Origin of the sequence: Streptomyces sp. JH002 (assembly GCF_050916115.1) — a bacterium.
GTDB lineage: Bacteria > Actinomycetota > Actinomycetes > Streptomycetales > Streptomycetaceae > Streptomyces > Streptomyces xiamenensis.
Window position 1 is genome coordinate 3,876,536 of sequence record NZ_CP087989.1, and the last position, 26,200, is coordinate 3,902,735.

25 protein-coding genes are annotated in these 26,200 nt (G+C 73.8%); 6 read left to right on the forward strand and 19 right to left on the reverse strand.

All coding sequences use genetic code 11. From position 1 onward, the window contains the following. The first annotated feature begins 3 nt into the window (after nucleotides 1-3). Both H7827_RS17655 and H7827_RS17660 read left to right on the forward strand, forming a co-directional pair. Nucleotides 4-321, forward strand: coding sequence for a putative quinol monooxygenase (locus H7827_RS17655; RefSeq protein WP_432746438.1), 318 nt, complete (start codon nucleotides 4-6; stop codon nucleotides 319-321). A gap of 87 nt (nucleotides 322-408) precedes the next feature. Then, complete coding sequence (locus H7827_RS17660; RefSeq protein ID WP_432746440.1) at nucleotides 409-1,386, forward strand: alpha/beta hydrolase; 978 nt, start codon at nucleotides 409-411, stop codon at nucleotides 1,384-1,386. Between the two features lie 106 nt (nucleotides 1,387-1,492). Here the strand turns inward: H7827_RS17660 and H7827_RS17665 are convergent, their stop codons facing one another. Further along, on the reverse strand, nucleotides 1,493-2,278 hold the full coding sequence (locus H7827_RS17665) for an aminotransferase class IV (protein WP_432746442.1): 786 nt from the start codon (nucleotides 2,276-2,278) through the stop codon (nucleotides 1,493-1,495). 117 nt (nucleotides 2,279-2,395) lie between these two features. Beyond that, nucleotides 2,396-3,388 carry an ArsR/SmtB family transcription factor gene (locus H7827_RS17670; protein ID WP_432746444.1) on the reverse strand — a complete coding sequence of 331 codons (993 nt, stop codon included), beginning with the start codon at nucleotides 3,386-3,388 and terminating at the stop codon, nucleotides 2,396-2,398. 170 nt (nucleotides 3,389-3,558) lie between these two features. Here H7827_RS17670 and H7827_RS17675 point away from each other — a divergent pair, with 170 nt between their 5' ends. Continuing rightward, complete coding sequence (locus H7827_RS17675) at nucleotides 3,559-4,059, forward strand: peptidase inhibitor family I36 protein (protein WP_432746446.1); 501 nt, start codon at nucleotides 3,559-3,561, stop codon at nucleotides 4,057-4,059. A 64-nt stretch (nucleotides 4,060-4,123) separates the two neighbouring features. Here the strand turns inward: H7827_RS17675 and H7827_RS17680 are convergent, their stop codons facing one another. The 8 genes from H7827_RS17680 to H7827_RS17715 form a co-directional block, all read right to left on the reverse strand. Continuing rightward, the gene (locus H7827_RS17680) at nucleotides 4,124-5,374 is read right to left on the reverse strand and encodes an NADase-type glycan-binding domain-containing protein (protein WP_432746448.1); all 1,251 of its coding nucleotides are present in this window, start codon (nucleotides 5,372-5,374) and stop codon (nucleotides 4,124-4,126) included. Beyond that, nucleotides 5,371-5,928, reverse strand: coding sequence for a phage tail protein (locus H7827_RS17685; RefSeq protein WP_432746450.1), 558 nt, complete (start codon nucleotides 5,926-5,928; stop codon nucleotides 5,371-5,373). The genes H7827_RS17680 and H7827_RS17685 overlap by 4 nt, the downstream gene beginning before the upstream one ends. Then, complete coding sequence (locus H7827_RS17690) at nucleotides 5,925-7,883, reverse strand: putative baseplate assembly protein (RefSeq protein WP_030736449.1); 1,959 nt, start codon at nucleotides 7,881-7,883, stop codon at nucleotides 5,925-5,927. The genes H7827_RS17685 and H7827_RS17690 overlap by 4 nt, the downstream gene beginning before the upstream one ends. Next, nucleotides 7,883-8,320, reverse strand: coding sequence for a GPW/gp25 family protein (locus H7827_RS17695; protein WP_030736446.1), 438 nt, complete (start codon nucleotides 8,318-8,320; stop codon nucleotides 7,883-7,885). Before H7827_RS17695 ends, H7827_RS17690 begins: the two co-directional genes overlap by 1 nt. An 82-nt stretch (nucleotides 8,321-8,402) precedes the next feature. Further along, nucleotides 8,403-10,259: a VgrG-related protein gene (locus H7827_RS17700; RefSeq protein WP_432746453.1), complete on the reverse strand. Its 1,857-nt coding sequence runs from the start codon at nucleotides 10,257-10,259 to the stop codon at nucleotides 8,403-8,405. Continuing rightward, on the reverse strand, nucleotides 10,259-10,984 hold the full coding sequence (locus H7827_RS17705) for a LysM peptidoglycan-binding domain-containing protein (RefSeq protein WP_432746455.1): 726 nt from the start codon (nucleotides 10,982-10,984) through the stop codon (nucleotides 10,259-10,261). The genes H7827_RS17700 and H7827_RS17705 overlap by 1 nt, the downstream gene beginning before the upstream one ends. A gap of 88 nt (nucleotides 10,985-11,072) precedes the next feature. Further along, the gene (locus tag H7827_RS17710; RefSeq protein ID WP_030736436.1) at nucleotides 11,073-11,498 is read right to left on the reverse strand and encodes a phage tail protein; all 426 of its coding nucleotides are present in this window, start codon (nucleotides 11,496-11,498) and stop codon (nucleotides 11,073-11,075) included. Nucleotides 11,499-11,561: 63 nt separating this feature from the next. Beyond that, complete coding sequence (locus H7827_RS17715; RefSeq protein ID WP_432746457.1) at nucleotides 11,562-12,392, reverse strand: hypothetical protein; 831 nt, start codon at nucleotides 12,390-12,392, stop codon at nucleotides 11,562-11,564. Between the two features lie 412 nt (nucleotides 12,393-12,804). Between H7827_RS17715 and H7827_RS17720 the strand changes: the two genes are divergently transcribed. Then, entirely contained in the window at nucleotides 12,805-15,630 is a 2,826-nt protein-coding gene (locus tag H7827_RS17720) for a hypothetical protein (protein ID WP_432746459.1), read from the forward strand. Here the strand turns inward: H7827_RS17720 and H7827_RS17725 are convergent. The 4 genes from H7827_RS17725 to H7827_RS17740 all read right to left on the reverse strand — a co-directional run bounded on the left by H7827_RS17725 (nucleotide 15,579) and on the right by H7827_RS17740 (nucleotide 18,405). Continuing rightward, nucleotides 15,579-15,737: a DUF6760 family protein gene (locus tag H7827_RS17725; RefSeq protein ID WP_168222759.1), complete on the reverse strand. Its 159-nt coding sequence runs from the start codon at nucleotides 15,735-15,737 to the stop codon at nucleotides 15,579-15,581. The two genes, H7827_RS17720 and H7827_RS17725, sit on opposite strands and share 52 nt — an antisense overlap. Then, the gene (locus tag H7827_RS17730) at nucleotides 15,734-16,228 is read right to left on the reverse strand and encodes a hypothetical protein (protein ID WP_432746461.1); all 495 of its coding nucleotides are present in this window, start codon (nucleotides 16,226-16,228) and stop codon (nucleotides 15,734-15,736) included. The genes H7827_RS17725 and H7827_RS17730 overlap by 4 nt, the downstream gene beginning before the upstream one ends. Beyond that, nucleotides 16,225-16,668, reverse strand: a complete 444-nt coding sequence (locus H7827_RS17735) for a phage tail protein (RefSeq protein WP_030736426.1) — start codon at nucleotides 16,666-16,668, stop codon at nucleotides 16,225-16,227. The genes H7827_RS17730 and H7827_RS17735 overlap by 4 nt, the downstream gene beginning before the upstream one ends. Nucleotides 16,669-16,797: 129 nt before the next feature. Then, nucleotides 16,798-18,405 (reverse strand): phage tail sheath family protein, encoded by a 1,608-nt coding sequence (locus H7827_RS17740; protein WP_200368675.1) that lies wholly within the window; start codon nucleotides 18,403-18,405, stop codon nucleotides 16,798-16,800. Nucleotides 18,406-18,722: 317 nt separating this feature from the next. Between H7827_RS17740 and H7827_RS17745 the strand changes: the two genes are divergently transcribed. Next, nucleotides 18,723-20,132 (forward strand): RICIN domain-containing protein, encoded by a 1,410-nt coding sequence (locus H7827_RS17745; protein ID WP_386538707.1) that lies wholly within the window; start codon nucleotides 18,723-18,725, stop codon nucleotides 20,130-20,132. 129 nt (nucleotides 20,133-20,261) lie between these two features. Here H7827_RS17745 and H7827_RS17750 read toward each other — a convergent pair whose 3' ends face one another. The 3 genes from H7827_RS17750 to H7827_RS17760 all read right to left on the reverse strand — a co-directional run bounded on the left by H7827_RS17750 (nucleotide 20,262) and on the right by H7827_RS17760 (nucleotide 23,121). Continuing rightward, nucleotides 20,262-20,960, reverse strand: a complete 699-nt coding sequence (locus H7827_RS17750; protein ID WP_432746464.1) for a DUF4255 domain-containing protein — start codon at nucleotides 20,958-20,960, stop codon at nucleotides 20,262-20,264. A gap of 167 nt (nucleotides 20,961-21,127) precedes the next feature. After that, the gene (locus H7827_RS17755) at nucleotides 21,128-21,799 is read right to left on the reverse strand and encodes a helix-turn-helix transcriptional regulator (RefSeq protein WP_046725572.1); all 672 of its coding nucleotides are present in this window, start codon (nucleotides 21,797-21,799) and stop codon (nucleotides 21,128-21,130) included. A 281-nt stretch (nucleotides 21,800-22,080) separates the two neighbouring features. Next, entirely contained in the window at nucleotides 22,081-23,121 is a 1,041-nt protein-coding gene (locus tag H7827_RS17760; protein ID WP_432746466.1) for a medium chain dehydrogenase/reductase family protein, read from the reverse strand. A gap of 199 nt (nucleotides 23,122-23,320) precedes the next feature. Between H7827_RS17760 and H7827_RS17765 the strand changes: the two genes are divergently transcribed. Continuing rightward, nucleotides 23,321-23,911: a TetR/AcrR family transcriptional regulator gene (locus H7827_RS17765; protein ID WP_386538713.1), complete on the forward strand. Its 591-nt coding sequence runs from the start codon at nucleotides 23,321-23,323 to the stop codon at nucleotides 23,909-23,911. A 52-nt stretch (nucleotides 23,912-23,963) separates the two neighbouring features. Here H7827_RS17765 and H7827_RS17770 read toward each other — a convergent pair whose 3' ends face one another. After that, complete coding sequence (locus tag H7827_RS17770; protein WP_432746469.1) at nucleotides 23,964-24,629, reverse strand: NAD(P)H-binding protein; 666 nt, start codon at nucleotides 24,627-24,629, stop codon at nucleotides 23,964-23,966. Nucleotides 24,630-24,838: 209 nt separating this feature from the next. Next, complete coding sequence (locus H7827_RS17775; RefSeq protein ID WP_386538716.1) at nucleotides 24,839-26,071, reverse strand: amidohydrolase family protein; 1,233 nt, start codon at nucleotides 26,069-26,071, stop codon at nucleotides 24,839-24,841. Nucleotides 26,072-26,200 lie beyond the last annotated feature (129 nt).

Here is a 26,200-nt window from a genome sequence, read left to right on the forward strand (position 1 = left end):
ACCATGACTGCGCATTACGGCTTCAACGCCACGCTGACCGCGAAGCCCGGACTGGGGGACCGGCTGGTGGATCTGCTGCTCACCGGCCTGGACGAGGGCAGCCCCGGCGCGAGTGAACACTGCCTCGTCTACCTCGTCTCCCGGTCCGCCTCCGACCCCGAGGTCGTCCACGTCACCGAGGGGTGGACCAGCGAGGAGGACCACCACCGGATCTTCGCCGGTGAGGCCGCCCAGGCCATCGTGGCGCGGATCGGCGCCATGCTCGCCGAGGAGCCCGCGTACACCGACTACGTGCCGGTCAGCGGCAAGGCCACCTTCTGACCTGCGCACCCTCCCCGGGCCGGCCGCCGCCGGCCGCCCCCGCCCTCGGCCCGCCGATGCGCCACCCCTCGTTGAAAGGCGACGACCATGACCACAGCACGCCCCGCCCTGGACCCCGCCCTGCGCGAACTGCTCGCCGACATGCCCCTGATGTCCCAGCTCACCCCGGAGATCCTCGCGCAGCTGCGGCAGTACCCGTCGACGCCGGTCGACACCCTGCTCGCCCCCGGGACGGTGCACCGGCGCGAAGTCACCGTGCAGGCCGCCGACGGCGCCGCGATCCCGCTGTCGGTCTTCGCGCCCGCGCACTCCGCTCACACGGGAGCCGCACCCTGCGTGTACTGGATGCACGGCGGCGGGATGGTCATGGGTGACCGTTTCTCGCAGATCGACATCCCGCTGGAATGGCTCGAGGAGTTCGGCGCGGTCGTCGTCACCGTCGACTACCGGCTCGCTCCGGAGGCCACCGGCACCACCCTGGTCGAGGACTGCTACCAAGGGCTCCAGTGGATCACCGAGCACGCCGCCGAACTCGGCATCGACCCCCACCGGATCGTCGTCGCCGGCGCCAGCGCGGGCGGCGGCCTCGCCGCGGGTCTCGCGCTGCTGGCCCGTGACCGCGGTGCCCCGGCGATCGCCGCGCAGATGCTGATCTGCCCCATGCTCGACCACCGCAACAGCACCGCGTCCAGCCACCAGTACGCGGGCGAGCCCGGCGTCTGGACCCGTGAGATGAACGCGTTCGGATGGCGCTGCGTGCTGGGCGACCTCGCCGACGAGGAGGTGCCCGCGTACGTCTCGCCCGCGCTGGCCGGTGATCTCTCGGATCTTCCCACCACCTACCTCGACGCAGGTTCCGCCGAGGTCTTCCGCGACGAGGTCACCGACTACGCCGGCCGCATCTGGGCGGCGGGCGGGCAGGCCGAGTCGCACGTGTGGGCGGGAGGCTTCCACGGGTTCGACGCGCTGTACCCGCAGGCGCCCCTGTCGGCCGGCGCCCGCAGGACCCGCACCGAATGGCTGGCCCGCGTCCTGTCCTCCGGCCCCGTCGACCAGGTGTCGTGACCACTGTCGGCCATGTTCGTGGTCATCCGCTGCCGGCTGCTCGCTGCTGGGGGAAGCCGGGCAGGCCATCAGCCCGGCCGCGCCGGGGCCGGCACGGGGGCCGGGCTCACAGACGCTCGGGCGCGATCCCCGTGTAGCTCTCCCGGAGCGTGGTGAGCGCCGGGTGGTCGGTTCGCATCCGGAGATCGTCGATGGCGGCGATGGGGCGGACGCCGACGGCGGCATTCGTCGCGAACGCGGCCCGGGAAGTGGCGAGCCGGTCGCGGTGGAAGGGGCGCACCGTTCCGTGGCCGGCGTCGTGGAGCAGGCGCAGGGTGATGCCGGGCAGCACATCGGCCTGCGGCCAGATGACCCTTCCCTCGGCGTCGACGAAACCGACGTTCCAGGTCACGCCCTCGCTCACCAGCCCGCTGCCCGGATGGGCGAACAACGCGTCGTCGAATCCGGCGCGCTGGGCCTGTCGCCGGTGGTGGAGCGAGGCGAACAGGCCGGTGTGTTTGACGGCGGGCAACTCACGCTGGAACGCGCGGGTCTGCACGCTCATCGGCGCCGGAGTGAAGGCGCCGGCGGGGCGGACCGTGACCAGCGTCCGGGGCTCCGCCGGGTTCCCGGGGCGGCCCAGATCGAGCGCGGGGTCGAAGATGGTGACGCGGGCGGTGCACGAGCCACGGCCCTCCTTGTGCACCGCGCGCCGGACGAGGGCACGCACCCGGCCGGTGTCCAGCTCGGCCCCGAAGACCGTGCGGCAGTCCCGGGCCAAGCGCTCCAGATGGAGACTCAGCCCGCGTACGCCTCCGTCGTCCACGCGCAGGGACGTGAAGTGGCCCAGGTTGACGAGGGCCAGGGCGCGCAGTTGTTCAGGAGAGACGGGCCTGCCGTCGAGTTCCGCCATGGGATTCAGTCTGTCACCGGCCAGCGCGGCCCCCTGCGGACGTGGGAGTTCGGCGCGGGCGCCGGAGCCCGGCGACGGACAGGCCGCAGCTGTCCCGCACCGGAGGGCGGGAACCGGTCAGTGCCGGGTCAGGAGTGGGGGGAGGGAGCCGCAGCGCAGCAGCGTGGCGCCCAGGGGGGTCAGGGAGTGGACCACCGCCCGGCCGCGGCGGACGCTGCGGACCAGGCCCGCGTTGCGCAGGACACTCGTGTGCTGGCTCGCCGAGGAGGGCAGGACCCCGGCGCGGCGGGCGAGTTCGGTGGTGGTACCGCCATCCTGGAGGGCTTCGAGAACGGCCGCGCGGGCGTGGCCCAGCAACGCGGCCAGGGCCTGCCTGTGGTCATCGGGGCTCCGTTGCGGGACGTCGTCGGGCACGTGGTGTTCCACGGGGTAGACGAGGACGGGCGTGTCCTCGTTGTGGAGGAGGGTCACTCCTGTGCGCAGGCAGAAGAACGAGGGGGCCAGCAGCAGTCCGCGGCCCTTCAGGTGGAGGTCCTGCTCCACCGGGTAGGAGATCTCCAGGACCCGGCCCCGCCAGTGCGCGGGCAGGGGCAGGGAGGTCAGCATCCCCGTGGTGCCCTCGTCGAGGGCCGCCTCCGCGGCGCGGGTTCTGCTGTGCCGCGTCTGGGCGAGGATCGCGTCCCAGTAGGGGGCGATCGCCGTCCGGTGGTAGGCGGTCACCGCCGTCCCCAGGGCCGTCAGCGCCGGGGTGCGGCCCTCTCCCAGGTCCCTGATCCAGGGGGATGGCGTGCGTTCCTGTGCCAACGCGCTCATGTCCCGGCCGAGTTCGGCGCGCGGCGTGTGCAGGACCCGGTCGAGCGCCTCGTCCAGCGCGGCCTGCGGCGGGGTGAGGAAGTCGGGGAAGTACCCCTGGGGCGGCACCAGCGCGGCCAGCGGTTTCCAGGCCCGCGGCAGTTCGGGACACACCGAGCGCCGCCACTGCGTGAGCAGCGGTCCGCCGTCACCGCGTTGCAGCCGGTGGAGGCTGAGGACGGTCTCCCACATCGGCAGCGGCCCCCCGGCCATCCGCGTCCGCCCGAGATCCTCCGCCGTGAAATGGATACGGAGCACGCCGTCCCCCCTGCGCCATGCCGCGACTTCCCCCTTATGCCCTACTTCCCTACCACCTCGGTGGCCGCGTCAGTCAGCTTTCACGCAGAAGTGAAACGACCTCGGGCCGGCCGGCGCGGCGGGCAGCGTAGGGGTGTGCACAGCCGTACAGATGACACGAGGGGGACAGCATGAAGCTGCGCAAGAGGTTCACCATGACGGCGGCGGCGACCGCGCTGGCGCTGGGCGGCCTGCTGGGCTCGGGGGCAGGCCCGGCCGGTGCCGCGACGGAGGCGGACGTGGCCGTTCAGCAGGAGGCGCCGGCCGCCGCCGAGGCCGGCTTCGCACTCGCCGCGCAGGAGGCCGTCGGGTTCGACGACGCCGGGGTACTGGCCTACGCGGACTGCAAGGACGGGTGGATCTGTTTCTTCTCCGCCACCAACGGTGGCGGCAGCAAGTGCCAGTGGAACGCCGCGCTCAACCCCGACACCCGGCCGCAGTGCAGCTGGATGAACAGCGGGACGACCGCCAAGTCCGTCTACAACCGCACGTCCTACCGCTACCACTACTACCTGGACAAGAACTACAAGAACCGGATCGGCAGCACCCTCAGCGGCGCCCAGGGCAACCTCGCCGGCAGCTACACCATCGGATCGCTGTGCCGGCACAACGCCAGCGGCTGCCCCAACTGACAGCCCGGTGCGGAAAGCCGTGAGCCCCTGACCGTCACCGTGACGGTCAGGGGCTCACGCCCGGTCAGAACAGGCCGTCCGTCGAGCGGCCGAAGAACTCGATCTCGGCGATCGCGACCTGCTTCTCCTGCGACGCGCCGTGGGCCGCCACGAGGGTGAAGCGGATCTGCACGACCTCCTTGGCCCGCAGTTTGCGCAACTGGCCGCCCGCGCCCTGGTCGAGGGAGACCTCGTGGGTCGCCTCCGAGCCGTCCGCCCGGGTGACCGTGACCTCCAGCAGGCGCGGCAGCGCCGACTCGTTGAGGTCGGCTGCGCGGGCGGAGACGCCGGGGGTGATGACCATGTCGAGCAGGTCGGTCGGGTTCGTGAAGCGCGCCTCGATCCACTCGCCCTCGCCCGCGTGCGAGACCCCGGGGCCCCACCAGGTGTTGCTGCGGGTGTCGAAGGCCAGTTCCGGGCCGTGGTCCTGGAACGAGCGGGACGCGTCGACGCTGTCGGGGTAGACGGGCGCGCGCTTGGCGAAGTGGTCCCGGGTCGCCTGGACGCCGTCGGGTATGCGGACGATCAGGAAGATCGCCAGCACCGCCACCAGCCCGAGCGCCACCCACTTCATGATGTGGCCGAAGCTGCGGTTCAGCCGCGGCCGGTCACCGGCCCACGGCGCCTCGCGGCTGCTGGAGTCCAGCAGCCGCCGCCACCAGGGCAGCCGCTCGTCGTCCCGCTGCTCCACCACCATGGGCATGGCGCAGCGCGCGCAGTAGTGCCGGTCGGGACGGTTGTGGATGCCGCACCAGCGACACGGGACGCCGCCCTCGGTGTCCGCCTCCTGTCCCGGGCCCCGCACCTGCTGCCGCGCGGCGGCGGGCCGGCCCGGCAGGGTCGGGGCGACCGCCTCCGGCACCTCGGCCGGGGCGGCCGGTTCGGCCACCGGCACCAGGAGTTCGCGCGCGCGGCGGGCCGCCTCCTGGTCGCTCTCCGCGCGCGAGGGCTCCCGCTGCCGCGGCGGCCCGGGGTGCTCCAGGGGGGAGACATCGGTGCCCACCGGCGGGGTCGGTATGTCGTCCGGGTGCGGCGCGTCATCCGCGCCGTCCGCGCCCTTCCCCAGCCGGGACGCCGTCGCCGTACCGGCCCGTGCCACCCGCCCGGTGGTGTCCTCGGTACCCAGCATCGCGGCACCGACGGCGGCCTCCGCAGCCCGCGGGCGCGCGTCGCCGCCCTGCTTCTCCCGCCAGCTCAGTACGGCCCCGCACGCTTCGCAGAATGCCTGCCCGGGCTCGGCGCGGGTGCCGCAGTCGGCGCAGTTGAGGGTGCTCATCTTTCCAAGGTCCTTTCAGCTGCCGTCACTTGGACCGTGTACGGCATGTGGGCGGGGCGCGCGGCGGCCACCAGGGTGTCCAGCCGGTGCTCGTCCGCGGGGGTGGGGTGGGGCAGCCGCAGGTGTACGTGCAGACGCGGGCGCCGCTCCCCGGGAACCGGACCGTAGGGGCGGGCGCTCCACTCGGTGCCCCCGCTCTCGGTGATCTCGGCCTCGGCGCCGAATGTCAGCCGGATCGCCTCGGCCAGGCCGCGCCGGGTGCCGCGGATCCGGTGCAGACGCGCGGCGGCTCCCACCGCAGCCCGCAGCCGCTCCTCGGTCTCCGTGCCGTCCGTCTCCGCCCCGACCCAGGTGCCAAGCCAGCGGGTGAAGTCCTCGGGCGCGAGCGAAGGGGTGAAGTACGCGTCCAGGCAGTCGAGTACGTTCAGCATGGGTGCCAGCACGTCGTCGAGGCCGCCCACGAAGCGCTGCGCCAGATCGTCGTCGGCGAAGACGGCCGGCAGCATCGTGCCGATCGGTGAGGACGAGCCGAGCCCGTCGACCGAGCCCCTCACGCGCCGTCCCCGATCACCCGGATGCGGTGGTCGAAGGAGAACGGCAGCGCCCCGGGGCCCAGGTTGACGCGGTCGCTCGCCTCGCCCCGCTTGCCGGACAGCGGATCGGCCGGGTGCAGGAGCACCTGGTCGACCAGTTCCACCCCCGGTACGCGCTGGAGCACCGCGAAGATCTCGCCCGCCTGCACGGGCCGCCCGAATGGCCAGCCCGTCCCGTCGGCCCCACCGGTGATCGGGTCCAGGTGCTGGTACAGCGCGTCATGGGCGCGGTGCCGCACCTGGTCGATGTCGATCCCGCGGTACGCGTGCACGGTCGCCACCGCCGTGATGCCCTGGTAGTAGGGCGGGCCCACCGCCAGCCGCGTCCCGATCGGGCGCCGTTCGTCGAGATAGCGGGCCACCCGGCTCAGCAGCGCGTCACCCGGCACCAGTTGCTCGAACCGCAGCCGCCCGCCCCGGTCCTGCACCGCCTGCGGCACCACCAGCACCCGTACCGCGTACGCCCCGTGCTCGCTCTCCTCGCCCTCCAGGCAGGTGATGCGTGCCGTGTCGGGCGCCGCCCGCCGGGCCAGCTCCTCGTAGTCGCGCAGGGTCACCGCCCGCTCCTGGGCGCGCAGCGAGACCGGAGCCCGCAGCTTCGCCTCTTCGACGGTCTCCCCGTCCACCCCGCCCAGCGCGGCCTCGCGGTTGACGATCTGCGAGATGTACGGGACGGAGGTGCGCAGCACCCGGACGGCGCCGCGCGCCACATTGCCCGCCCGGCCGCCGCCGGTGCGGTAGCGGCGGACCCTGATGACCGCGCCCTTGGGCGGGACCATGCCGTACTGCCGCAGGGAGCCGTCGGGTTCGCGCACGCTGGGGCCGAAGGCGATCTCGCCGGTCGTCGCGTCCAGGGTGATGTGCCGGTCACGGGGCCGGGAGGACGCGAAGTTCGGCACGACGTCCCAGTCGGCCCACCCCTCGCCCTCCGCGGTCTGGAGCAGCACCGGCGGGTCGTCGCCCACCACCGGCGCGTGCGCGACCCGCACCCGCTGTCCCGGCAGCCCGGTGGACTCACCCAGCGCCTCGTCGTACACCGTGTCGGCGTGCACGGCCGGCGTGGTGCCGCCCAGTGTGAACGCCTCCACCGAACTCACCGTCGGCGACGTCGTGTAGAACGGCTGGTCGGCCAGCGGCTCCGTGACGCGGCAGCGCAGCCACCCCGCCGTCCGGCCGCCACTGCGCGAGGTCACATGCCCGCCCGGCACATGGAGGACCACGTGCCCCGGCCGGTTGAGTCCGCCGGTGCCGTCCTCCCCGACCTCGCACTCCGCCCAGCCGTCCTCGGTCCACGCCTCCCAGACCAGCGGAGGCTGCCGGGGGTCGACACCGACGCCGTCCACCCGGCTGTCCAGCTCGATGCCGACCGCGCAGTTCGGCACGGCCGCGGACAGGCCGATGAGCATGCAGTCGCCCGGACTCGGCGACTCCGCGAAGCACATCGGCGCCTTGCCCTCGGCGAGGTCGGTGGTCCGGTCGGTGACCGCCTCACCCTTGTGCTGCACGGCCAGATGCCCCAGCTCGCAGGGGACGATGGGCAGGCTGCGCTCGGTGGCGAAGACGACCGCCTCCTCGCTCTCGGTGCGCGTGGTGGCGACCTCCGCGCCGGCCGGCACCGTCACCGTGTTCTCCTGCGGAGCGGAGAGCCAGAAGGTGACGTCCGCGCGGGCGGCGGTGGGTGGGAAGAGCGTGATGCCGATGAGGTCGAGGAAGGCCAGCTGGTTCTTCTCCGGCACCCGGTTGAGCCGGTACACGATCTGGTCGGCGAGGTGCGCGACCGTCTCGACCAGGGTCACCCCGGGGTCGGACACGTTGTGGTCGGTCCATTCGGGAGCGCGCTGCTGGATGTAGCGCTTGGCGTCGTCGACGAACTGCTGGAAACGGCGGTCGTCGAGATTGGGGGAGGGCAGAGCCATCAGTGGTCGCTTTCGGAAGCCGGACCGGACGTGGTGTTCGGCTCGTCGTGGGACGGAATGACATAGAACGGGAAGACGAGGTTGCGGGGGTTGTTGGTGCCACGGACCGCGTACCGGATGTCGATGTAGAGCACGCTCCGGTCGGTGCCGGCCGTCACGTCGACCTCGTGCACCTCGATCCGCGGCTCCCACCGGTCCAGGCTGCTCAGCACCTCGTGCTGGATACGCCCCGCGGTCTGCTCGTTGACCGGGGCGAAGACCATGTCGTGGATCGCGCAGCCGAACTCGGGGCGCATCGGCCGCTCGCCCGGCGCGGTGGCCAGCACGAGCCGGATCGCCTCCTCGACCTCCTGCTCCCCGCTGACCAGGGCGATGCCCCCGGTGGGGGAGATCCGCAGCGGGAAGGACCATCCCGATCCGACGAACTGTTCGGCCATGGGCCGCGTACCTGCCTTTCTCCGGGCGTTGTTGCGATGGGGTGGGGACGCGTGACGGCGGCGGCTGCTGCGGCCGGGCCGGTCACGGGGGGAAGGGCAGCTTGTTGAACAGCGAGGGCAAGGTGCTCTTGATGAGGACCGCGCCCCCGGCGGTCACCTTGACGAGGCCCATCGCGTCCAGGTTCAGCAGGCCCAGCGACTTGACGCCGACCTGGCCGAGACCTTCGATGGTGAGCGCGCCCGTGCTCTTGATGTCCATGGCCCCGCCGCTGGAGAGGCTGAGCTTGCGGCCCGCCTTCAGCGTGAGGTTCTTGCCCGCCTCCACCGACACGGCCCCGTCGCCCTTGATCTCGATGGCGCCGTCGCTGTTCACGATGATCTTCGTCTGGGAACGGTCGAGGTGGATGGTGAGCCTGTCGTCGCCGCTCGCGATCCGCACGCCGTTCTTGCCCGGCCGCTGGCTGAGCAGATCGACGCGGTTGCCCCGCCGGTCGGACAGGGTGTGCCGGGCGCTCTCGTTCCGCAGACCGTCGTGCAGCGGCACGTCCTTGACCCGGGTCGGCTTGTCGATCCCGTTGTAGAGCCCGCCGACGACGTACGGATGGTCGAACGCACCGCGGTCGAACGCCACCAGCACCTCGTCGTTGACATCGAGCGGGAAGATCCCGCCGCCGCCCTTGCCGCCCCACTGCGTCACCCGGCACCAGTCACTGATGTACGTGTCGTCCAGCCACGGGAACTTGAGCTTCACCCGCCCCTGCTCCAGCGGATCGGCGACATCGGTGACGAGCGCGATGACCACGCTGGGCAGCTGCACCCCCGCGCTCTGCGCCCCGCCACCGCCCGAGGCCACCCCGTACAGCGACCGCCACTGCCGGCCGCTGACGGTCGCGAGCGTCCGGTACGGCTCCTCACCGAAGTGGTGCTGTACGGAGGTGACGGTGTACCGGCCCTCGAACGGCTCGCCCACCCCGTCCAGATACACGGGCAGGCCGGGACGCAGCTCCGGATTGCCGTGCACGGACAGTTCCAGCTCCGTGAACGACGAGGCCACGTCGTCCGCCACCGCCTCGGCCGCGCGCTTCACCACCGGCTGCTCGTCGTACGGGAGGCCGGCGTCCACCAGGGTCACGGACGGGAACACCCCGGCCGCGTCCGCCGGGGTACTGCCGATGCTGAACCGCTTGGTCGAGGGGTTCGTGACCTGCTCCACCACCTCCTTCTTGGAGGCGACGTTCCAGCCCCTGGCCTCCACCCGGCTCACCTGATCGCCGGCCGTCACCGCCGTGCGCAGCCGCAGTACATCGCTGCCGCCCTGGAGCACCAGCGGATTCGGGTCGTCGACCCCCGACGGAGCCGGCGCGCCCGAGGCCGGCTCCGGGTCGACGAAGTGGAACTTCCCCTTGGAGTCGATCGACATGACCCGGTTGTTCTCGTCCGCGAGCCGTGCCAGGAAGTCCCAGTCGGTGACGCCGGATTGCGAGATGAACTCGTACTCGCCCCGGGTGGCGTCGATCTGGCCGATCTGCACACCGTTGTCGGCCGCCAGGTCCTTCGCGATCGACGAGGCGGTCTGGCCCCGGTACGCCTTCACCCGGCTGCGCCGCATCAGCCGGAAACCGCTGTCGTACCCGCGGATGATCGCGGAGGATCCCGAACCGTCGAAGTCCGCCTCGATCCCCGTGACCTCCCCGGTGAACAGCGGATCGGTGGTGCCGTCCCCGTCGGCCACGGGGGTGATGACCACCTTCGTGCCGAACTTCACGCCGAGCTCGCCGAGGATCTCGCGGCTCGGGTCCTTGAACACCAGGCGGAACGCGGCGGGCACCCCGACCCCCTGATCCACCCATCCCTCGATGAGATCGTTCTCCAGTTCCTTCGTCAGTTCGGTCCCGTCGATCGAGACGCTGAGCACACTGGAGAACGCCGCTTCCGCCATCAGGAACGCACCTCCTCGGCGGCCGGCATCATCAGCTGCGAGCCGGGGGTCAGATGTGAGGGGTTGTCGATGTTGTTGGCCTCGGCGATCGCCCGCCAGGCCGACGCGCTGCCGTACTCCCGGAAGGCGAGGGAGGCCAGCGAGTCGCCCGCGACCACCCGGTGCACCCGGCGCGCGGTCAGGGCACCCGAGGTCGGGTTCTGCCCCGGGGTACGACTCGGTATCTCGTGCAACTGCAGCTGGCAGGTGGCGCGGATGGGCGTGCCGGAGGGCGCGAAGAGGGAGTAGGAGGCTTCGACGGAGCTGACGTACGCGGTGAAGCGGGCCGTGGAGAACGCGCCCCACTGGAAGATCACCCACGGCGGCGACGGCTGCTTCGTCCGCAGGCTCTCCTCCGTCACCTCGCAGCACTTCATCAGGTCGTCCACCTTCTTCAGCACCGAGTTGCTGCCCGGTTCGTGCGAGGTGTCCAGGAAGATCTCCAGCGTCATCTGCCGCGCCTCGGCACCCATGAACTCCGGCTTGGACCCCTGGCGCACCCGGATCGTCGGCGTCGATTTCCACTGCGCGCCGCGGCTGACGGACAGCTGGGCGGGGTTGAACTCGAACGCGAACTCCTGGATGAGCGCACCCGGCGTGGTCTTGCGGCCCTTGGGAGGCTGGTGGATGGCGAGCGTGGCACGCACGAGGCTGCTGCCCGCGCCGCCGCTCTGTCCCGTGGCCATGGCTGGTGGTGTCCCTTCGGTTGGTGGGTCGGCGCTGTGGGGTGCGCGGCCCGTACGGTGTCCGCGGACCGGTCGGCCGGGGCGGCGGTCAGTCCGCGAACCCGTGGTGGGCCAGTTCCAGGGTCTCCAGAGCCACCGACGCTCCGCCCGGTTCGAAACCGGGGGCCTCCCAGCGGACCGGGAACACGTCGAGCAGGCTCCAGGTGACGATCTCGGACTTGTCCGCCCGCAGCGCCGTGATCGCGGCGGTGGGGCGCACCATCCCGGTCCGGATGGAGGAGATCCACTTGGCGATCTTCACACTGTCCTCGGTGACGGGGCGCGTCAGCGTGATGTTGGAGAAGGTGACCCGGGTGGGGAACTGCCACACGAAGCCGTTGTTGCCGCCCTCCTGCCGCTGCTCGGTCTCCACCTGCGCGGACAGGCCGGAACAGGTGTTGAAGTAGCCCAGGGTCCCGGTGTCGATACTGAGGCGGAAGAAGGGGGTGCTGGCCGGGTCGCGTCGCTGTGACATCGGGAGGGCCTTTCTGCGGGCGGTGTGGTGCGGTCGTCGGGCCGGTGGGCGGTGGGACGGCGGTCAGTAGCGGTTGTCGCGCAGCTTCCCGATCCGTTCGCGGTCGAGGCGGAGTTCGGTCCGCAGCAACCGGGCGACGCGCCCGATGATCTGGCGGCTGAGCTGGTCGAGCTGGAACTCGCTCATGTGCAGCGGATCGGCGACCTCCGCCTTCCGCTGCGCCTTCTGCTCCGCGGTCCAGGAGGACTCCGGGGAACCGCCCGACTGCCACCGGGCGGACGGCGGCGGTGGCGGCGAACCGGGCGGGGACGACGCTCCCTGCGGCGACCGCTGGACGGGAGGAGCCGCGGCGGCCCGGTACGTGCGCGCGGACGCCGGCGGCGCGGGCGCGGCTGATGGGGCGGGTGGTGCCGGTGGGACCGGTGGGGCGCTCCGGGCGATCGGCATGGCCACGGGCGCCGGGGTGGTCGCCGGGGCGTGGCCGACCGCCGGGGTGGTGTCGGTCCCGCGGGGCGCGGCCGAGGGCATCGCGAGGCGCTGCACGGTGGCGGGACGGGCGGGAGCGACGGCCGGTGCCGGGCGCGCCGCCGCCCACCGGGCGGTCGCCGCCACGGGACGGACGGCCGCGGGGGCCGGTGCCGGAGTCGGCGACGCCGCCGGGCTCCCCGCCGTCGGCGGGGGCACGACGGTGGACACGGGCGCCGCCGTGGCCGGGGTCCGGGCGGGCGAGGTGGCGGGGCGCACGGCCTCGGTACGGGCGGCGGGCAGCACGGCGGGCGGCACGGCCGCGTCCGGGAGGGGCAGCGGACCGCCGAGGCCGGCCGGGCGCGGTCCCGGCCCGGCGGGAGCGCGGGGCCCGGACGGTGCTGGGGCCCGCAGCGCCGAGCGCTGCACCGGGGCGGACGGTGCGACGGGGCCCGCCGGGGCCGGCCCGGAGGAGAGGGGAGCGCCCACCGGATGCGGACGGGGGCGGGGGTGCGGGGCCGGGGCCGGTGCCGGGCTCTGCCGGACGCCGGTGGGACCGTCCGGCAACTGCCGGGCGGGGACGCCGAGTCCCGGCCGGACGGATCCCGTCGGCGCTGCCGGGTGCGGCGCGGAGGCCCCGGGCGGGGCCGGGATCCGCGGGCTCGCGGCGGCCGGTCCCCCGCCGGGCACCGACGGGGCGGGGGTCGTACGCCGGACGGGGGCGCCCAGGGCCGGAGCCGTGCTTCGGGGGGAGCGTGCCGGGGCGCCGGGGACGGGGGTACCGGCCGCCGTGCGCTGGACGGTGGACGGCTGTGCCGGGGCGCCGCCCGAGGAGGGCGCGGTGCCTTCGGCGCGCGCCCGGCCGGGGCCGGACGCGGTGGTCGATGCGCCGGCGGACGCGGCGGTTGCTGCGGTGGTGGACGCCGGGGTGGATGCCGGGGTGGAGCGCTGGAAGACGGCTGGTACGGCGGGCGCATGGGCGCTGTGCGCCGGACGCGGTGCCGAGGAGGTGTCCGTCCCGGGGGTGGCTGCTGGTGCCGGTCCCGCCGGTGCGGTGCGCGCCGCACGAGGTGAGCCGTTGTCACTCGCCGACGGTGAGCCGGCGCGCGGCGTGGCGTCCGCACGCTGGAGCACGGGGGTACGCGGCCGGTCGTCGCCGGTCCGGGTGGCCGACGGGCGGACAGGCCGGCCCTCGGCGCTGCGCGCCGCGCCGTCGCTCCCCTTCGCCCGTGCGGTCGGGGCGGGCACGGCGGGGGCCGTCGGCGTCACCGGTCGCCGCGGCGCGGCCGGTGATGCGGTGTGCGCGGCGTGTCGCTGGACGGGCCGCGCGACGGGGGTGCCGCCGGTCGCCGCTGCCGCCGGTCGCGGCGAGGCCTGCGACAGCGCGGCGTCGCCCGCCGGTGGGACCGGTGCGCCGGCCGGTGACGTGCCGGGCACCTCCGGGCGGGGCGCCGGGGCCGGGGACGCGGCGCGCCGGGTGGCCGAAGGGGCCTGCCGGTCGTCGTCGGCCGCGTGCCCCCCTCGGGCGGCTGCGGTGTCCGGGGACCGCCGGCCGGCCGGGGCCTGCGGTGTGCCGCTGCCGGCGGACCGCGTCGGCCGGACCGCGGGCGGTGCGGTGCTGGCAGTGCGCTGGACGGCGGGGGTGCCGGGTGTGCTGTCGCCGGTCTTCCGGGTCTGCGGGTCTGCGGGGGTCGTCGGGCTGTCGCCACCGGGCCGGGGCTGCGGGGTCACGGGCGCCGGGGCGGGCGGTGCGGTCGGGGTGCCGGGCCGGACGGTGGACGTGGCGCGCCGTCCGCCCTCGCCCGCCGGGGTGCTGGGGGCGGACGGCGCGGTGGGCGTCGCGGGTCGCGCGCCGTCGTTCACCGGGCTGCTCGCGCCGCGCCGGACGGCGGGGGTGCCGGGTGTGCTGTCGCCGGTCTTCCGCGTCTGCGGGTCTGCGGGGGTCGTCGGGCTGTCGCCACCGGGCCGGGGCTGCGGGGTCACGGGCACCGGGGCGGACGGTGCGGTGCTCGCGGTGCGCTGTACCGCCGGGACGTCCGGTGTGCCGCCGCCGGACCGTGTCGGCCGGACGGCCGGTGTGGCGGCGGGCGCGGGACCGGCCGGGGCTCCCGCCGGGCCGTCCCCGCTCGACCGCGTCGGCCGCACCGTGGACGCGGGGGCGGACGGGCTGCCGCTTGCGGTGCGCCGGACGGCGGGAGTCCCCGCCCGGCTGTCGCCGGTCGCCGATGTCGCCGGTTGCCGCGCGGGCCGTGCCGATGTGTCACCGGTCGCCGGTGCCGTCGTCGAGGGAGCCGGGTCCGTCGTGGGCCGCACGGACGGCGTACGCGGCGCGGCACCGGGCGTACCGCGCGTCCCGGCCGGTGCCGGCCCGCCGGCGGCGGCGCTGTCCAGGCTCCCGCTGCCCCGGCTCCGGCCCTGGTCCCGGCTGTGGCTGTGGCTGTGCGGACGGTTCCGGTCGGCGGAAGACACCTGTCGCTGCACGGGGTTGCCCGCCGGGCCGGCCGGCGACGCGGACACGGCCGGGGACGTCGGGGCGCCCGGCGCGGCGGGGGTGGCGGGTCGCGGGGCGGCGGAGGCCGACCCCGGTGCGGCGGCCGTCCGCCGGACGGGCGCGGTGGTGTCGGTCCCGGAACGTCGCGCGGGCGCGGCCGGCGTGGGCGCGTCCTCGCCCGCGTCCTGCCGGGCCGGCGGGCGCAGCGAGACGGCCGTCTCGGGGGCCCGCTGGATCGGCGCGCCGAGGGCCGGGCGAACCGGACGGGCCGCGACTCCCGGGTGGCCGGGGGCGGCTGTGCCGAGGGGAGGAGTGGGGGAGCCGGCGCGCTGGGCCGCCGGGGAAGAAGGCCGCCCCGGCGCCGTGTTGGCGCGCGGGGTCGCGACGCGCTGGACGGCCGGCGCCGGCTGCGCCGCGCCCCCGCCGCCGTCCCGTCCGCCTCCCCCGGAAGCGGACGGCGGCCCGGATGCCGCCGCACCCGGGCCGCCGGTCGTGTCCGCGCCCCGCGCCCCGGACGCCGGCTCGCGCCGGAACGCGGGCAGCACCCGGCGCGGTGCGCCCGCCGGTGCTGTGACGGATGTGGTCAGCGAACGCGGCCGCGGCGCGGTGCTGCTGACGGGCCGTACCCGCGTGCCCGCGGGGCGGGACGGGGCGGGCCCGGGGGCGGCGGCCCGGGGTACGAAGGTGTCCGCGTCCGGCTGCACGGCGGGGACGACGGGCGGGGAGACGGAAGGGGAAACCGGCCGGGTCGTGGGGCGTTCGAGACCCGGGACCGCCGGCCTGGCCGCCTCCAGGTGCCGCCCGGCATTGCTCGCGGGCGACCGGCCGTCCAGGATGGCGGGCGGCCGGGCGCGCACCGAGGAGGGGTTCTGGAACGTCGCCAGCTGCCCGCCGAACCGCGCGTTCGCGATCCGCTGTTCGGGAGCCACCGCCGGCCGGATCGGCGCCGTGACGCTCCACGCGGGGACGACCGGCCCGGTGGCCGCGCCCGCCGCTGCGGACGGGCCGGCCGGGGGCGGACCCCCGGCCTCCGCCGCCCCCGGCCCGGCACCGGGCCGGGCGGCGTCCGGCGAAGTCCCCGCACCGTCCGTGCGGCGCAGCAGACGATCCAGGAAACCCACTGCTCAGCCCTTCGTTTCGGCGCCCTGCACCAGGGACGCGATCTGCTGCACGTAGCCGCGGCGATCGTGGTGTTCCAGGTCCAGGATCTCCGTGTGTGCCCAGTGGAAGTGGTAGGCGAGGTACGCGATCTCCTCGTGCAGCCGGTCGGTCGCGTACGTCATGATTCCCCCAGGCGGCTCCCGCCGAGTTCCACCTCGAAGGCCTCGGAGCAGTGCGGGCAGGCCACCGTGGCACGGGTGTGCCCCTCGGCGTTGATCTGGCGGTAGAAGTCCTGGAGGAACGCCAGATCGGAGGCGAACATCCCCTCCACGGTGCCGTCGTGCACCGACGGCAGGGTGCCGAGCTGGGTGATGACGCGACCGAGGAGCACCACCGACAGGTACGCCGGGTTCTCCTGCACGCGGATGTCGCGGAGCGGGAGCAGTTCGTCCCGCGCCGTCGACAGCCGCATCACCCCGTTGCGGTGGACCGTGCCCTGCGCGTCGACGTACCCGCGAGGCAGTTCGAAGGCGAACTCGGTGCGCAGCGGCTCCGGGTCCCGTGCCGGTGCCGGAGCCGGAGCGGGTGCGCTCTCGGCTTCGGGCTCCGCCGCGGGTACCGCCGCCGCAGCGGCGGCGGGGTGCTCCCTCGTGGTTCTCGCGGTGCGCCTCATTCCCAGCTCAGCCGCTCGTAGCTGATGGTGGCGGTCATCGTCAGGGGGTCCGTCGAGCCCGCGGACACCGCGGACGGCGTGGCGGTACCGCACCACGCGTTCTCCAGGTTGATCCGCAGCGTCTCCCCGTTCTCCCAGTCGTTGAAGACGATGGAGGCGTTCTTGCGGGCCTCACCCATGAGGCCTTCCTGCGAGGCCTTGATCCACTCCTGGATGATCTTTTCCTTGGTGATGCCGAACACGATCTGGCAGGTGCCGCCCTTCTCCGCACCCGGCATGTTCTTGGTGACGGGGATGCCGTCCGCCGTGTTCTGCATGTAGGTGATCGTGTCCTGCTCCTGCTGGAAGCCACTGATCTCGTGGACGGCTTCGACCTGGATGCCATCGATCTGGAAGCCGAAATTGCGGCTGAGGAGGGCATCGCCCAGCGTCATCGACATGCTTTTGGTTCTCCTTCAGGGGCCCCGGGTGATGCGGCCCGGGGGAACAGAAATGGTGGGGACCGGCCCCGCGGAGGCCGGCCACGACCCACCGGCCGCCGGGCCGGAGGCCGTGACCGGCCACCGGGTCTACTCCTCCAGCTCGCCGGTTCCGCTGGAGTGCTGCGCGAGCCGGAAGATGACGAACTCGGCGGGCTTGACCACGGAGACGCCCACCTCACAGATGACCCGGCCGAGGTCGATCGACTCCGGGGTGTTGGTCTCCTCGTCACACTTGACGTAGAACGCCTGGCTCGACTGGGTGCCGAACAGGGCGCCCTCGCGCCACTCGTTCATCAGGAACGCGGTGACGTTGCGCCGGATGCGGGCCCACGTCTTGTGGTCGTTGGGCTCGAAGACCACCCACTGGGTACCCAGGAGGATAGCTTCCTCAAGGTAGTTGAAGTACCGGCGGATGTTGAGGTAGCGCCAGGCCGGGTCGGAGGACAGGGTGCGCGCACCCCAGACCCGGATACCGCGGCCGGGGAAGGACCGGATGCAGTTGACCCCGATGGGGTTGAGCAGGTCCTGCTCGCCGCGGGTGATCTGGAGTTCCAGATCGACGGCACCGCGGACGACCTCGTTGGCCGGAGCCTTGTGGACGCCGCGCTCGGTGTCGTTGCGGGCCCAGACGCCGGCGACGTGGCCGCTCGGCGGCATCAGGCGCGACTTGCCGATGGCCGGGTCGAAGGTCTTGATCCACGGGTAGTACAGCGCGGCGTACTTGGAGTCGTAGCCGGCCGTCTCCTGCCGCCAGACCCGGATCTGCCGGGCGTTCATGCTCGGCGGCGGGTCGATGATGGCGACCCGGTCGCCCATCAGCTCGCAGTGCGCGATGAGGCCGAGCTGGACGGCCTTGACGGACTCCAGGTCGATGGTGCCGCGCTGGTAGGCGGCCATCAGGTCGGGGACCGCGACCATGGAGATCTCGTCGACGGCCTCCAGGCCGCCGAAGCCGGTGCGGTCGGCGGAGTCGCCCAGGTACTGGCCGGGGCCGGGGTGCGAGTCCGCCGGGACCGGCACGCCGGCGGCAGGCGCCGCCGGCACCGGGGCGGTCAGCGTGACCGTCTGGTTCTCGGGGCGCGCGAGCTGCCCGGCGGGGGCCGCCTCGGCCACCGCGATGAGCTTGGAACGCTCCTTGACCTGGGTGACGACGTAGGCGCGGTTGCCCTTCTTGGCCGTGACGTCGAAGCTCTCGACGACCTTGCCGTCGTCCTTGACGTTCAGCTTGAACCGCTCCGCGGGGCCCTCGCCCTCGGCGTCGGCGACCTCCACGCTCAGCGGGCCGCGCGGGCCGGGAGCGATGGCGTTCACCGTGAAGGTGCCCAGCTCCTGGGGCTCGGCCGGCGGCAGCGCCGCGGGGCCGTCCTGGGCCGGACCGCCGAGCGCGGCCTGGCCGTTGCCGCCCTGCCCGGCGACGGCGGTGTCCGTGGCCGAGCCACCGACGCGGACGACGTAGGCCGCGGTGCCGCCGTTGTTGAAGAAGCCGTAGACGGAGTGCGCGAGGTAGTAGCCGTCGGTGAAATCACCGAAGGAGGCGACGTACTGGGACCAGTTCGTCACCAGTGTCGGCTCGTTCAGCGGACCGCTGGGCGCGAGGCCGACGAAGGCGGCGACGGATGTGCCCACACCCTCGATCGGACGCGTCCCGCTGGCCACCTCCTCGACGTAGACGCCGGGCGACAGATAGGACGGCATGGTGTGCATCTCCTCGGGGTATGAGTAGCGACAGCACCACCTTGACGTGCCCCGGCACGGCAGCGGAACGACCCTGGGGCCCATGTGATGGGCAATGTCCAGTCCTTGGGGGGCAGTTCGTACGGACCTCGTACGGACCCCCCGGGCAGGGCACGGGCCCCGCTCTGGTCCGCCGCCGCCCGCGCCGTGCGCGCGATGTCCCCGTGTCAGGGCCTTCCTGACGCGGTTCCAGAAGGGCAATCGGCTTGCCCTTTCGCGCGCGAAGTACGGTGTCGACGGCTCCTGACCGCCCACGGTGCCTTCACTACGCTCGCCACGTGACTCTGTGGACCTCCCTGGAACCCGCCTCCGCGACCGTCGCTCCCGGTGACAGCACGCGGGTACGCCTGCGTCTGCGCAACACCGGAGACGTGGTCGACGAGTACCGCTTCGAGCCCGTCGGGGAGTTGGCGCCCTGGACGACGGTGGAGCCGCAGACGCTCCGGCTCTACCCGGGGACGACCGGAGCCGTCGAGCTGACCTTCGCCCCGCCCCGCACCCCCGACGCGACCGCGGGGCCGAATCCGTACGCGGTACGGATCACGCCCACCGAGCATCCCGAGGCGGTGGTGGTCCCCGAGGGGAACCTGACCGTGCTGCCCTTCACCGAAGTGCGCGCCGAAGTGGTGCCGCCCACCGTGAAGGGCCGGTTCCGGGGCAAGCCCCAGCTCGCCGTCGACAACCTCGGCAACACCCCGATCACCGCCTCGCTCAGCGGCAGCGACAACGGCGACCAGCTCTCCTACGACCTGCAGCCCAGCAATGTGCGGATCGAGCCGGGCCGGGCCGCGTTCGTGAAGGTGACGCTGCGGCCGAAGACGGTCAGGTGGCTCGGCGGCAAGGACGAGCGGCCGTACCGCCTCGTCGTCCAGCGCTCCGGCAAGGAACCGCTGCCGGCGGAGGGCACGTTCCTCCAGCGCGGCTTCCTGCCCGGCTGGCTCGCCGCCTTCCTGGGAGCGACTGTCGCGCTCGCCCTCGGCTTCGCCATGCTCTGGTACAACCACGACCCGAAGGTCAAGAGCCTGGCCACGGAGCTGACGAGCGAGGTGAGTGAGCCCATCGACCCGCCGCCCGCCTCGGCCGAACCGCCGCCCCCCTCCCCCGAACCGGAGCCCGATCCGGAACCCGAGCCCGATCCGGAACCCGAGCCCGATCCGGAACCCGAGAGCGGCGGGGGCGGCGAAGAGGAGGAAGAGGAAGGCCCTCCGATGGAGAACGTCACCCTGCTGAACGCCACGACCGAGCGCTGCGCGGACATCCCTGGCGCAAAGCCCGAGTCGGGTTACAAGGTCGAACAGCACAGGTGCCGGGACGACCAGAACAGCCAGCTGTGGAATCTGGAGGTGCGACTCCCCGAAGGAGGGCCGGCCGGCCTGCCGCTCTTCCAGATTCGCAATGTCTGGGCCGACTTCTGCATGGACCTGGCGGGTCAGCACGCCCACAAGGAGGGAACGGTGCTGTTCCAGTACAGGTGCGTCGACAACACCGACGACAACCAGCTGTGGTGGCTGGATCCGAAGGACGACGGCACCTACTGGATCCGCAACTTCAAGAGCAACCACCTGTGCCTGGTCGTCGACGGTCTGGACGCCACCGAGGTCGATCATCCGCTGACCCTCGGCGAGTGCTCCGCCTCGGAGCACTCGCGGTGGACGATCTACGACAGGGAAGCCGACACGGAGCTGTGACGGACCCCGGGCGCGGCGGGCCGGCGTCCGCGCCCGGCGCGCCCCGGCGGTGACCGTCCGCGAACTCACCCACGCGCCACCGCCGCCCGGTATCGCCGGGCGGCGGTGTCCGTCGGCGGGGCGCTCGCCTCAGGTGGCGCGTTTGCGCCGGATCGCCCGCGTCCGCCGGATGGGCCGCAATTCCCGGGACCCTCCCGCGCGGGGCTTCGGCAAGGACAGGGACCGCTGGCTGCTCCGCTCGGCGGCGGACGGTCCGTCGGACATACCCCGCGCCCGGACGACGGCCTGCTTGATCGGCGGGGCGACGTCGTACTCCGGGGTCAGCGGGAACGGCGCGGTGAGCGTCACATCGACGGACGGCTTGAGTTCGCCGCCCAGCGCCGACCAGATGTCCGCGAGCGAACGGGCCTCACCGTGCGGACCCGCCACGGTCAGCAGCACCGGCATGCCCAGGGCCCGCAGACTGTCGGGAAGTTCGGAGGGGTTGAGCGTGTCCCGGGGCAGCAGTGTGGCCAGTACGGCCGAGAGCAGACGGTGTTCGTCCTCCGGCTGCTTCGTCCACGCCGTCACCAGGTACGACAGCCGCAGCCAGCGGGGCGTCTCGCGCCGCTTCACGGTGATGTCGCGGTCATCGCGCACCGCGACCTGTCCGCGCTGACGGCGGCTGGTGTCCTCCCGGATGTCGTACAAGTACGCGTTGATCACCGGCCCGTTGCGGCGTGCCGCCCAGTCACGGCTCGGCACCTCGAACGAGACATCGATGCCGGAGCCGGTCAGCGAGCCGCCGCCGAGCAGTCCCTTCAGAACCTCGTCCACCTCGTGGATCACCGTCGTACTCCCACCGTTGCGTGTCAGCGCCGTTCCGGGTCAGGCGCGGACGCCGCAGATCATGCCTGGCCGACGGCCTTTCCGCACATGGGCCCCGGGGCCGGGCGCCGGGCACACCCACTGCCCCGGAAGGCAACAGCCGGGTGCCCGGCGAGGGGCGGCCACGATCAGAGGTATCCCTCTTTGAAGGCGTAGGCCACCGCGTGGGCCCGGTTGCGCAGATGGAATCGGGTGGTCAGCCCGTGCATCACATTCTTGATGGTGCGTTCGGAGTAGGCCAGTTTGGCGGCGATCTCCCCGGTGTCGAGGCCGTCGGCCGCCAGTCGCAGCACCTCCACCTCACGGGGTGTCAGTCCGCTGGTGGGTACGCCCTCGCGGCCCGCCGCGGAACGGTGCAGTGCGCCGACCTGGTTGATCAGCCGGCCGAGCAGATCGCCCGGCAGGGTGCCGTCGCCGCGGGCCGCTGCCAGCACGGCCTGCACCAGGCGCTTCTCGGTGGCCTCGTGCCGCCAGACGATGGCGCTGATGCCGCAGGCGACCACGTCCAGGAGTTCGGCCTCCCGCAGCGTGCCGACAACGAGGACGGCGCGGGCACCGGCCGTGCGCGCGATACGCCTTAAGACGGAGAGGGTGGCACCGTCGAGGGTGTCGGCGATGAGCAGGACGACGGTGCCGGAGGTGAACGCGGTCTCCTCGCGCAGCTCGATGTCGGGGTGTCGCCCCAGCAGACTGAGCGCGCCTTCGCGGGAGAGTGGTTCGGCGGTGTGCACCGCCACGGGTATCCGTGAATCCGGGGGAGCGTCGGGTATCGCTCCCCGGCTGGTGTCCGGGTTCCGGATGGAGCTGGGCAAGTTCTCCCCTAAGTGGGCTCGTTGGCGGTGACGACGGAGTCGTTCATGGCTCTCACGGTAAAGACCACCCCAAGAGGGCACTATGTTGCGCGGAATCTCATCCCGGTGCTCCGGCGGGGTCCGGAAAGAACCTCACCTGAGGGGCAAACCCGCCTGCACGCAGGCACATTCCCGGCTCGCGGCCCGAAGTCAGGGCGTTTGGCGACACGTTGCCTTGTGGCGAATGCCACCGGCGCCCGGCCGGGCGTGTCGTGGCCGGCTCCGGCGCGTCAGCCGGGTGTGTGCTCGGTGACCAGGACGACCTTGCCGACGACCGTCCCGGACTCGGCGAGTTCCATCGCACGGGACGCCTCGGTCAGCGGAACGCGGGCGGCGATCCGGGCGGTGAGGACGCCGTCCGCGAGCAGCCGCAGCACCGCGGTGAGCTCCCGGTGCTGCCGGGCCCGGAAGCTGCGCGCGCGGCGGCGGCCCGCCCACACGTTGAAGAAGGCGGCGCGGCGGCCGTTGGGGAGCGCGTTCCACAGCAGGAGCCGGCCGACGAGCAGCATGGTCGCCCGCCCGTTGCGGGGGTCGTCGCGGGTGGAGGCGCTGCCGTAGGCGACGAGGGTGCCGCCCCTGGCCAGCAGCCGCCACGAGTGCACGATGCCGGGGCCGCCGACGTGGTCGAAGACGGCCTGGACGCCGTGCGGGGCCAGAGCGCGGATCCGTTCGTGCAGATCCGGTGCGCGATAGTCCACGGGTTCGGCACCCAGGGCACGGACGGCCTCGGTGTGCCGGACGGAGCAGGTGCCGATGACGCGCGCGCCGGCGTGCCGGGCGAGCTGTACCAGGAGGGTGCCGACGCCGCCGTTCGCGCCGTGCACGACGACGGTCTGTCCGGGCCGTATCCGGGCCGTGTCGTGCAGCATGCCCCAGGCGGTGAGCCCGTTCACGACGAGCGTCTCGGCCTCGGCCGGGCCGACGCCGTCCGGTACGGGGACGAGGTCGCGGGCGTCGAGCAGCGCGGCGCTGGCCCAGCCGCCGGTCTTGGTCAGCGCGGCGACCCGGCGGCCGACGAGGGAGGTGTCGACGCCGTCGCCGACGGCGGTGACGACGCCGACGCAGTCGTAGCCCGGGACGAAGGGGTAGGCGGGCTGGTCGAAGTAGGTGCCGCGGCGCATCTGCTGTTCGGCGAACGAGACGCCGCTGGCCTCGATGCGGAGCAGGGCCTGGCCGGGGGCCGGCGGGCCGATCTGGCGCCGGCGCAGCTGGAATCCGGCGGGCTCGACGGGGCCCGGCAGGACGACCTCGGTGGCGGTCGTGGTGGTCATGGTGCTCCTTGGCAAGGGGTGGTGAATGGCTGATCATTCACTCTTCGGGTCAAAGAAAAAGACCCGGGCGCGGGTCCTTCGCGCCGACCGGGCCGTCCGGTGGCGACAGGAGTGATTGAACAGCCACTCACGACTGCATGTCAATCCCCGGCCGGGGAGGCTTGCCCTCCGGGAGAAGAGTGAATGTACGGTCAATCACATGAACACGGAGCGCATTCTCTCCACCGCACAGGACCGCCGGGGGATCGTCGTCGCCAGCGCGGTCGCCACCTTCGCCCGGCACGGCTTCCGGGGCACCCGTATCGCCGATGTGGCCGAGCACGCCGGCATCTCCCCGGCCTACGTGTCCAAGCTGTTCGCCTCCAAGGAACGGCTCTTCGTCGCCGCGCTCGACCTCTGCTACACCCGGATCATCGAGGCGCTGGAGCGCGGGGCCGAACAGAGCGAGGACACCTCGCCGTCCGGTCTGCTGGCGGCCATGGCCGGTGCGTACGCGCAGCTCATCGCCGACCGCGACCTGATGATGCTCCAGGTGCACGCCCAGGCGGCCACCGATCAGCCGGCCGTCGCCGAGGCGGTGCGCCACGGGATCGGCCGGGTCACCGACCACGTCGCGTCCCGCTCCGGGGCGGAGGTCGCCGACATCCAGTACTTCTTCGCCTACGGGCAGCTGTGCCACCTGCTCACCAGCATCGACGCCTTCTCCGTCGACGCGCCGTGGGCGACGCTGCTCACCACCGGCCTGCGCCACGCGCAGCCGCTCCGCGCCGCGACGGCCCCGGAGGGGTGACCCCACGGGGCCGCCGCATCCGCCCCGGGCAGTGGCCGGTGGCCGGAGTCCGTCAGCCGGCCGCGGCGGCGCGGGTCACCGCGGCGTCGACGGCCGTCGAGCCGTTGACCAGGTTCAGGGTCAGGCCGGCCGTCGCGGGCGTGTCCAGCAGGGCGAGCAGCACCGCCGCCACGTCGTCCCGGGTGATCTCGCCGCGCGGAGCGTCCGGAGAGAGGTCCACCAGGCCGGTGCCGGGGGCGTCCGTCAGCATGCCGGGGCGCAGGATCGTCCACTCCAGGGCGGTGCGCGCGCGCAGGTCCGCGTCGGCGGCGGCCTTGGCCCGCAGATAGGCGGCGAAGACCGGGTCGGTGCCGGGCGGCGGCTCCTCGTCCACGTTGATGGCCGACACCATCACATAGCGCCGCACCCCGGCCGCCTCCGCCGCGTCCGCGAGCAGCGCCGCCGCCGCCCGGTCCACCGTCTCCTTGCGGGCCGTCCCCGAACCCGGCCCGGCGCCGGCCGCGAAGACGACCGCGTCGGCGCCCTCCAGATGCCTCGTCAGTTCGGCGACCGGCGCCGACTCCAGGTCGCAGACGAGGGGTTCGGCGCCCGCCGCGAGCAGTGCCCCGGCCTGCTCCGGTTTGCGGATCAGGCCCGCGGGGCGGTCCCCGCGCGCGGCCAGCAGCCGCTCCAGACGCTGTGCGATCTTCCCGTGCCCTCCGGCGATGACTGTGCGCATGCTCCCGAGCTTGGCACACCGGAACGGTGTTCACGCAGCGCCTCGGGCCGGGAGAGGCGGGCCCGTCACCGGCCCGGCGGGACGGGGCGGCGGCCTCCCCCGGTGGACCGGCCGCAGGCCCTCCCGGGGCAACGCACCGGACACCACGGCCCGCAGACGCCTCGTCGGCCGCGCGTCACCCGTGCGTTCCCCGGGCCACCGACCCCTCGTCAGGTCCGCGGAGCCGGCTGGCGCGGCAGCTCCGTCAGGGGGACCGCCGGGGAGCCGCAGTACTCACGGACGGCGGAGGTACGGGCCACCACCCGGCCCCGGTGGATCACCAGCCGGCTGTACGCCAGGGACAGCGCGCCCGGCAGGTTCTCGCCGCGCACCGCCAGCAGTTCCGCCGGGAAGCCGGGCTCGATGCGCACCTTCGGCAGCCCCAGCACCGCCCGCGCCGCCGAGCTGATGGCCCGGTACGCCCCGGTGGTGTCGCACGCCCCGCGCACCGCCAGCAGGTACGCGGCCTCCAGCGGGTCGCCGCGGCCCACCGGATTGCCCGCGTCCCGTACCGCCCCGCTGCCCGCCGCCACCGTGACACCGGCGGCCAGCAGCGTCCGGACCGGCGGTGTCGGGGGCCGGGAGGGCCGGGGCGGCGCGGGCAGGGCCGCGCACGGTGACTGCGGCAGGCAGCTGACCGCGACCCCGGCCGCCGCCAGCTGGTCGGCGGCGCGCGCCGCGGTGTCCGGGGGCAGCAGGGAGAGCCCGGCGCACGGGCCCAGCGTGACCGCCGTACGGCACGCCCCCGCCGCCGTCACCAGCCGGGCGAAGCGGGCCGGGTCGTCCGCGTCCGTGTGCAGGTCGATGGCGCACCCCTGCGCGTCGGCGATGGACAGCACGATGTCCGCGTAGCCGGCCGGGTCCGGGTCGAGGTCGGGACAGCCGCCCAGCGCGGTGCCGCCGAGCTGGGCGGCGTCCGCGAGCTGGGCGCGGTTGTCGGCGCCGGCCCGCCCGGTCAGCAGCCGGGGCGCGGCCACCGGCTGGAGCTCGGCGAGCCCCAGCAGCGCCCGCCGCGCCGCCTGGGCGGCCTCCAGCGCGCGCAGCCCCAGGACGTCGCCGATTCTGATCTGGCTGCGCTGGGCGGTGGCGCCGTGGCTGAGCTGGAGCAGCGACGCCTCGATGATCCGACGCCGCAGCTGGTCGGGCCCCTCGGGGGGCGGCCCCGGGCAGCCGCTGGTGAGGGCGGTGTCGTGGTGGGCGTGCGGCTCGGCGGGGGCCGGCAGGAGCAGATAGCCGGTGAGGTCGAGCCGCTGGACGCCCGGCGCGGTGGCGGGCAGGCTGCCGGGGGTTCCGACGGCCTCGACGCGCTCGCCGGTCAGCCGGACATCGACGGTACGGCCGTCGGCGAGCCGGGCGCCGCCCAGCAGCAGCGCGGTCGCGGCGGCATCGCGGTGGTCGGGCACGAGGCGAGGCTACGGCGCCCGGGGCGGCCGGGTGGGGAAGACGCCATTAGTCGTACTGCTGTGGTTTCCGGCGACTTGGGCGGTGTTGACGGAGCCGGGGCGGCCGTTTACGGATTTCGTCTTCGGCCC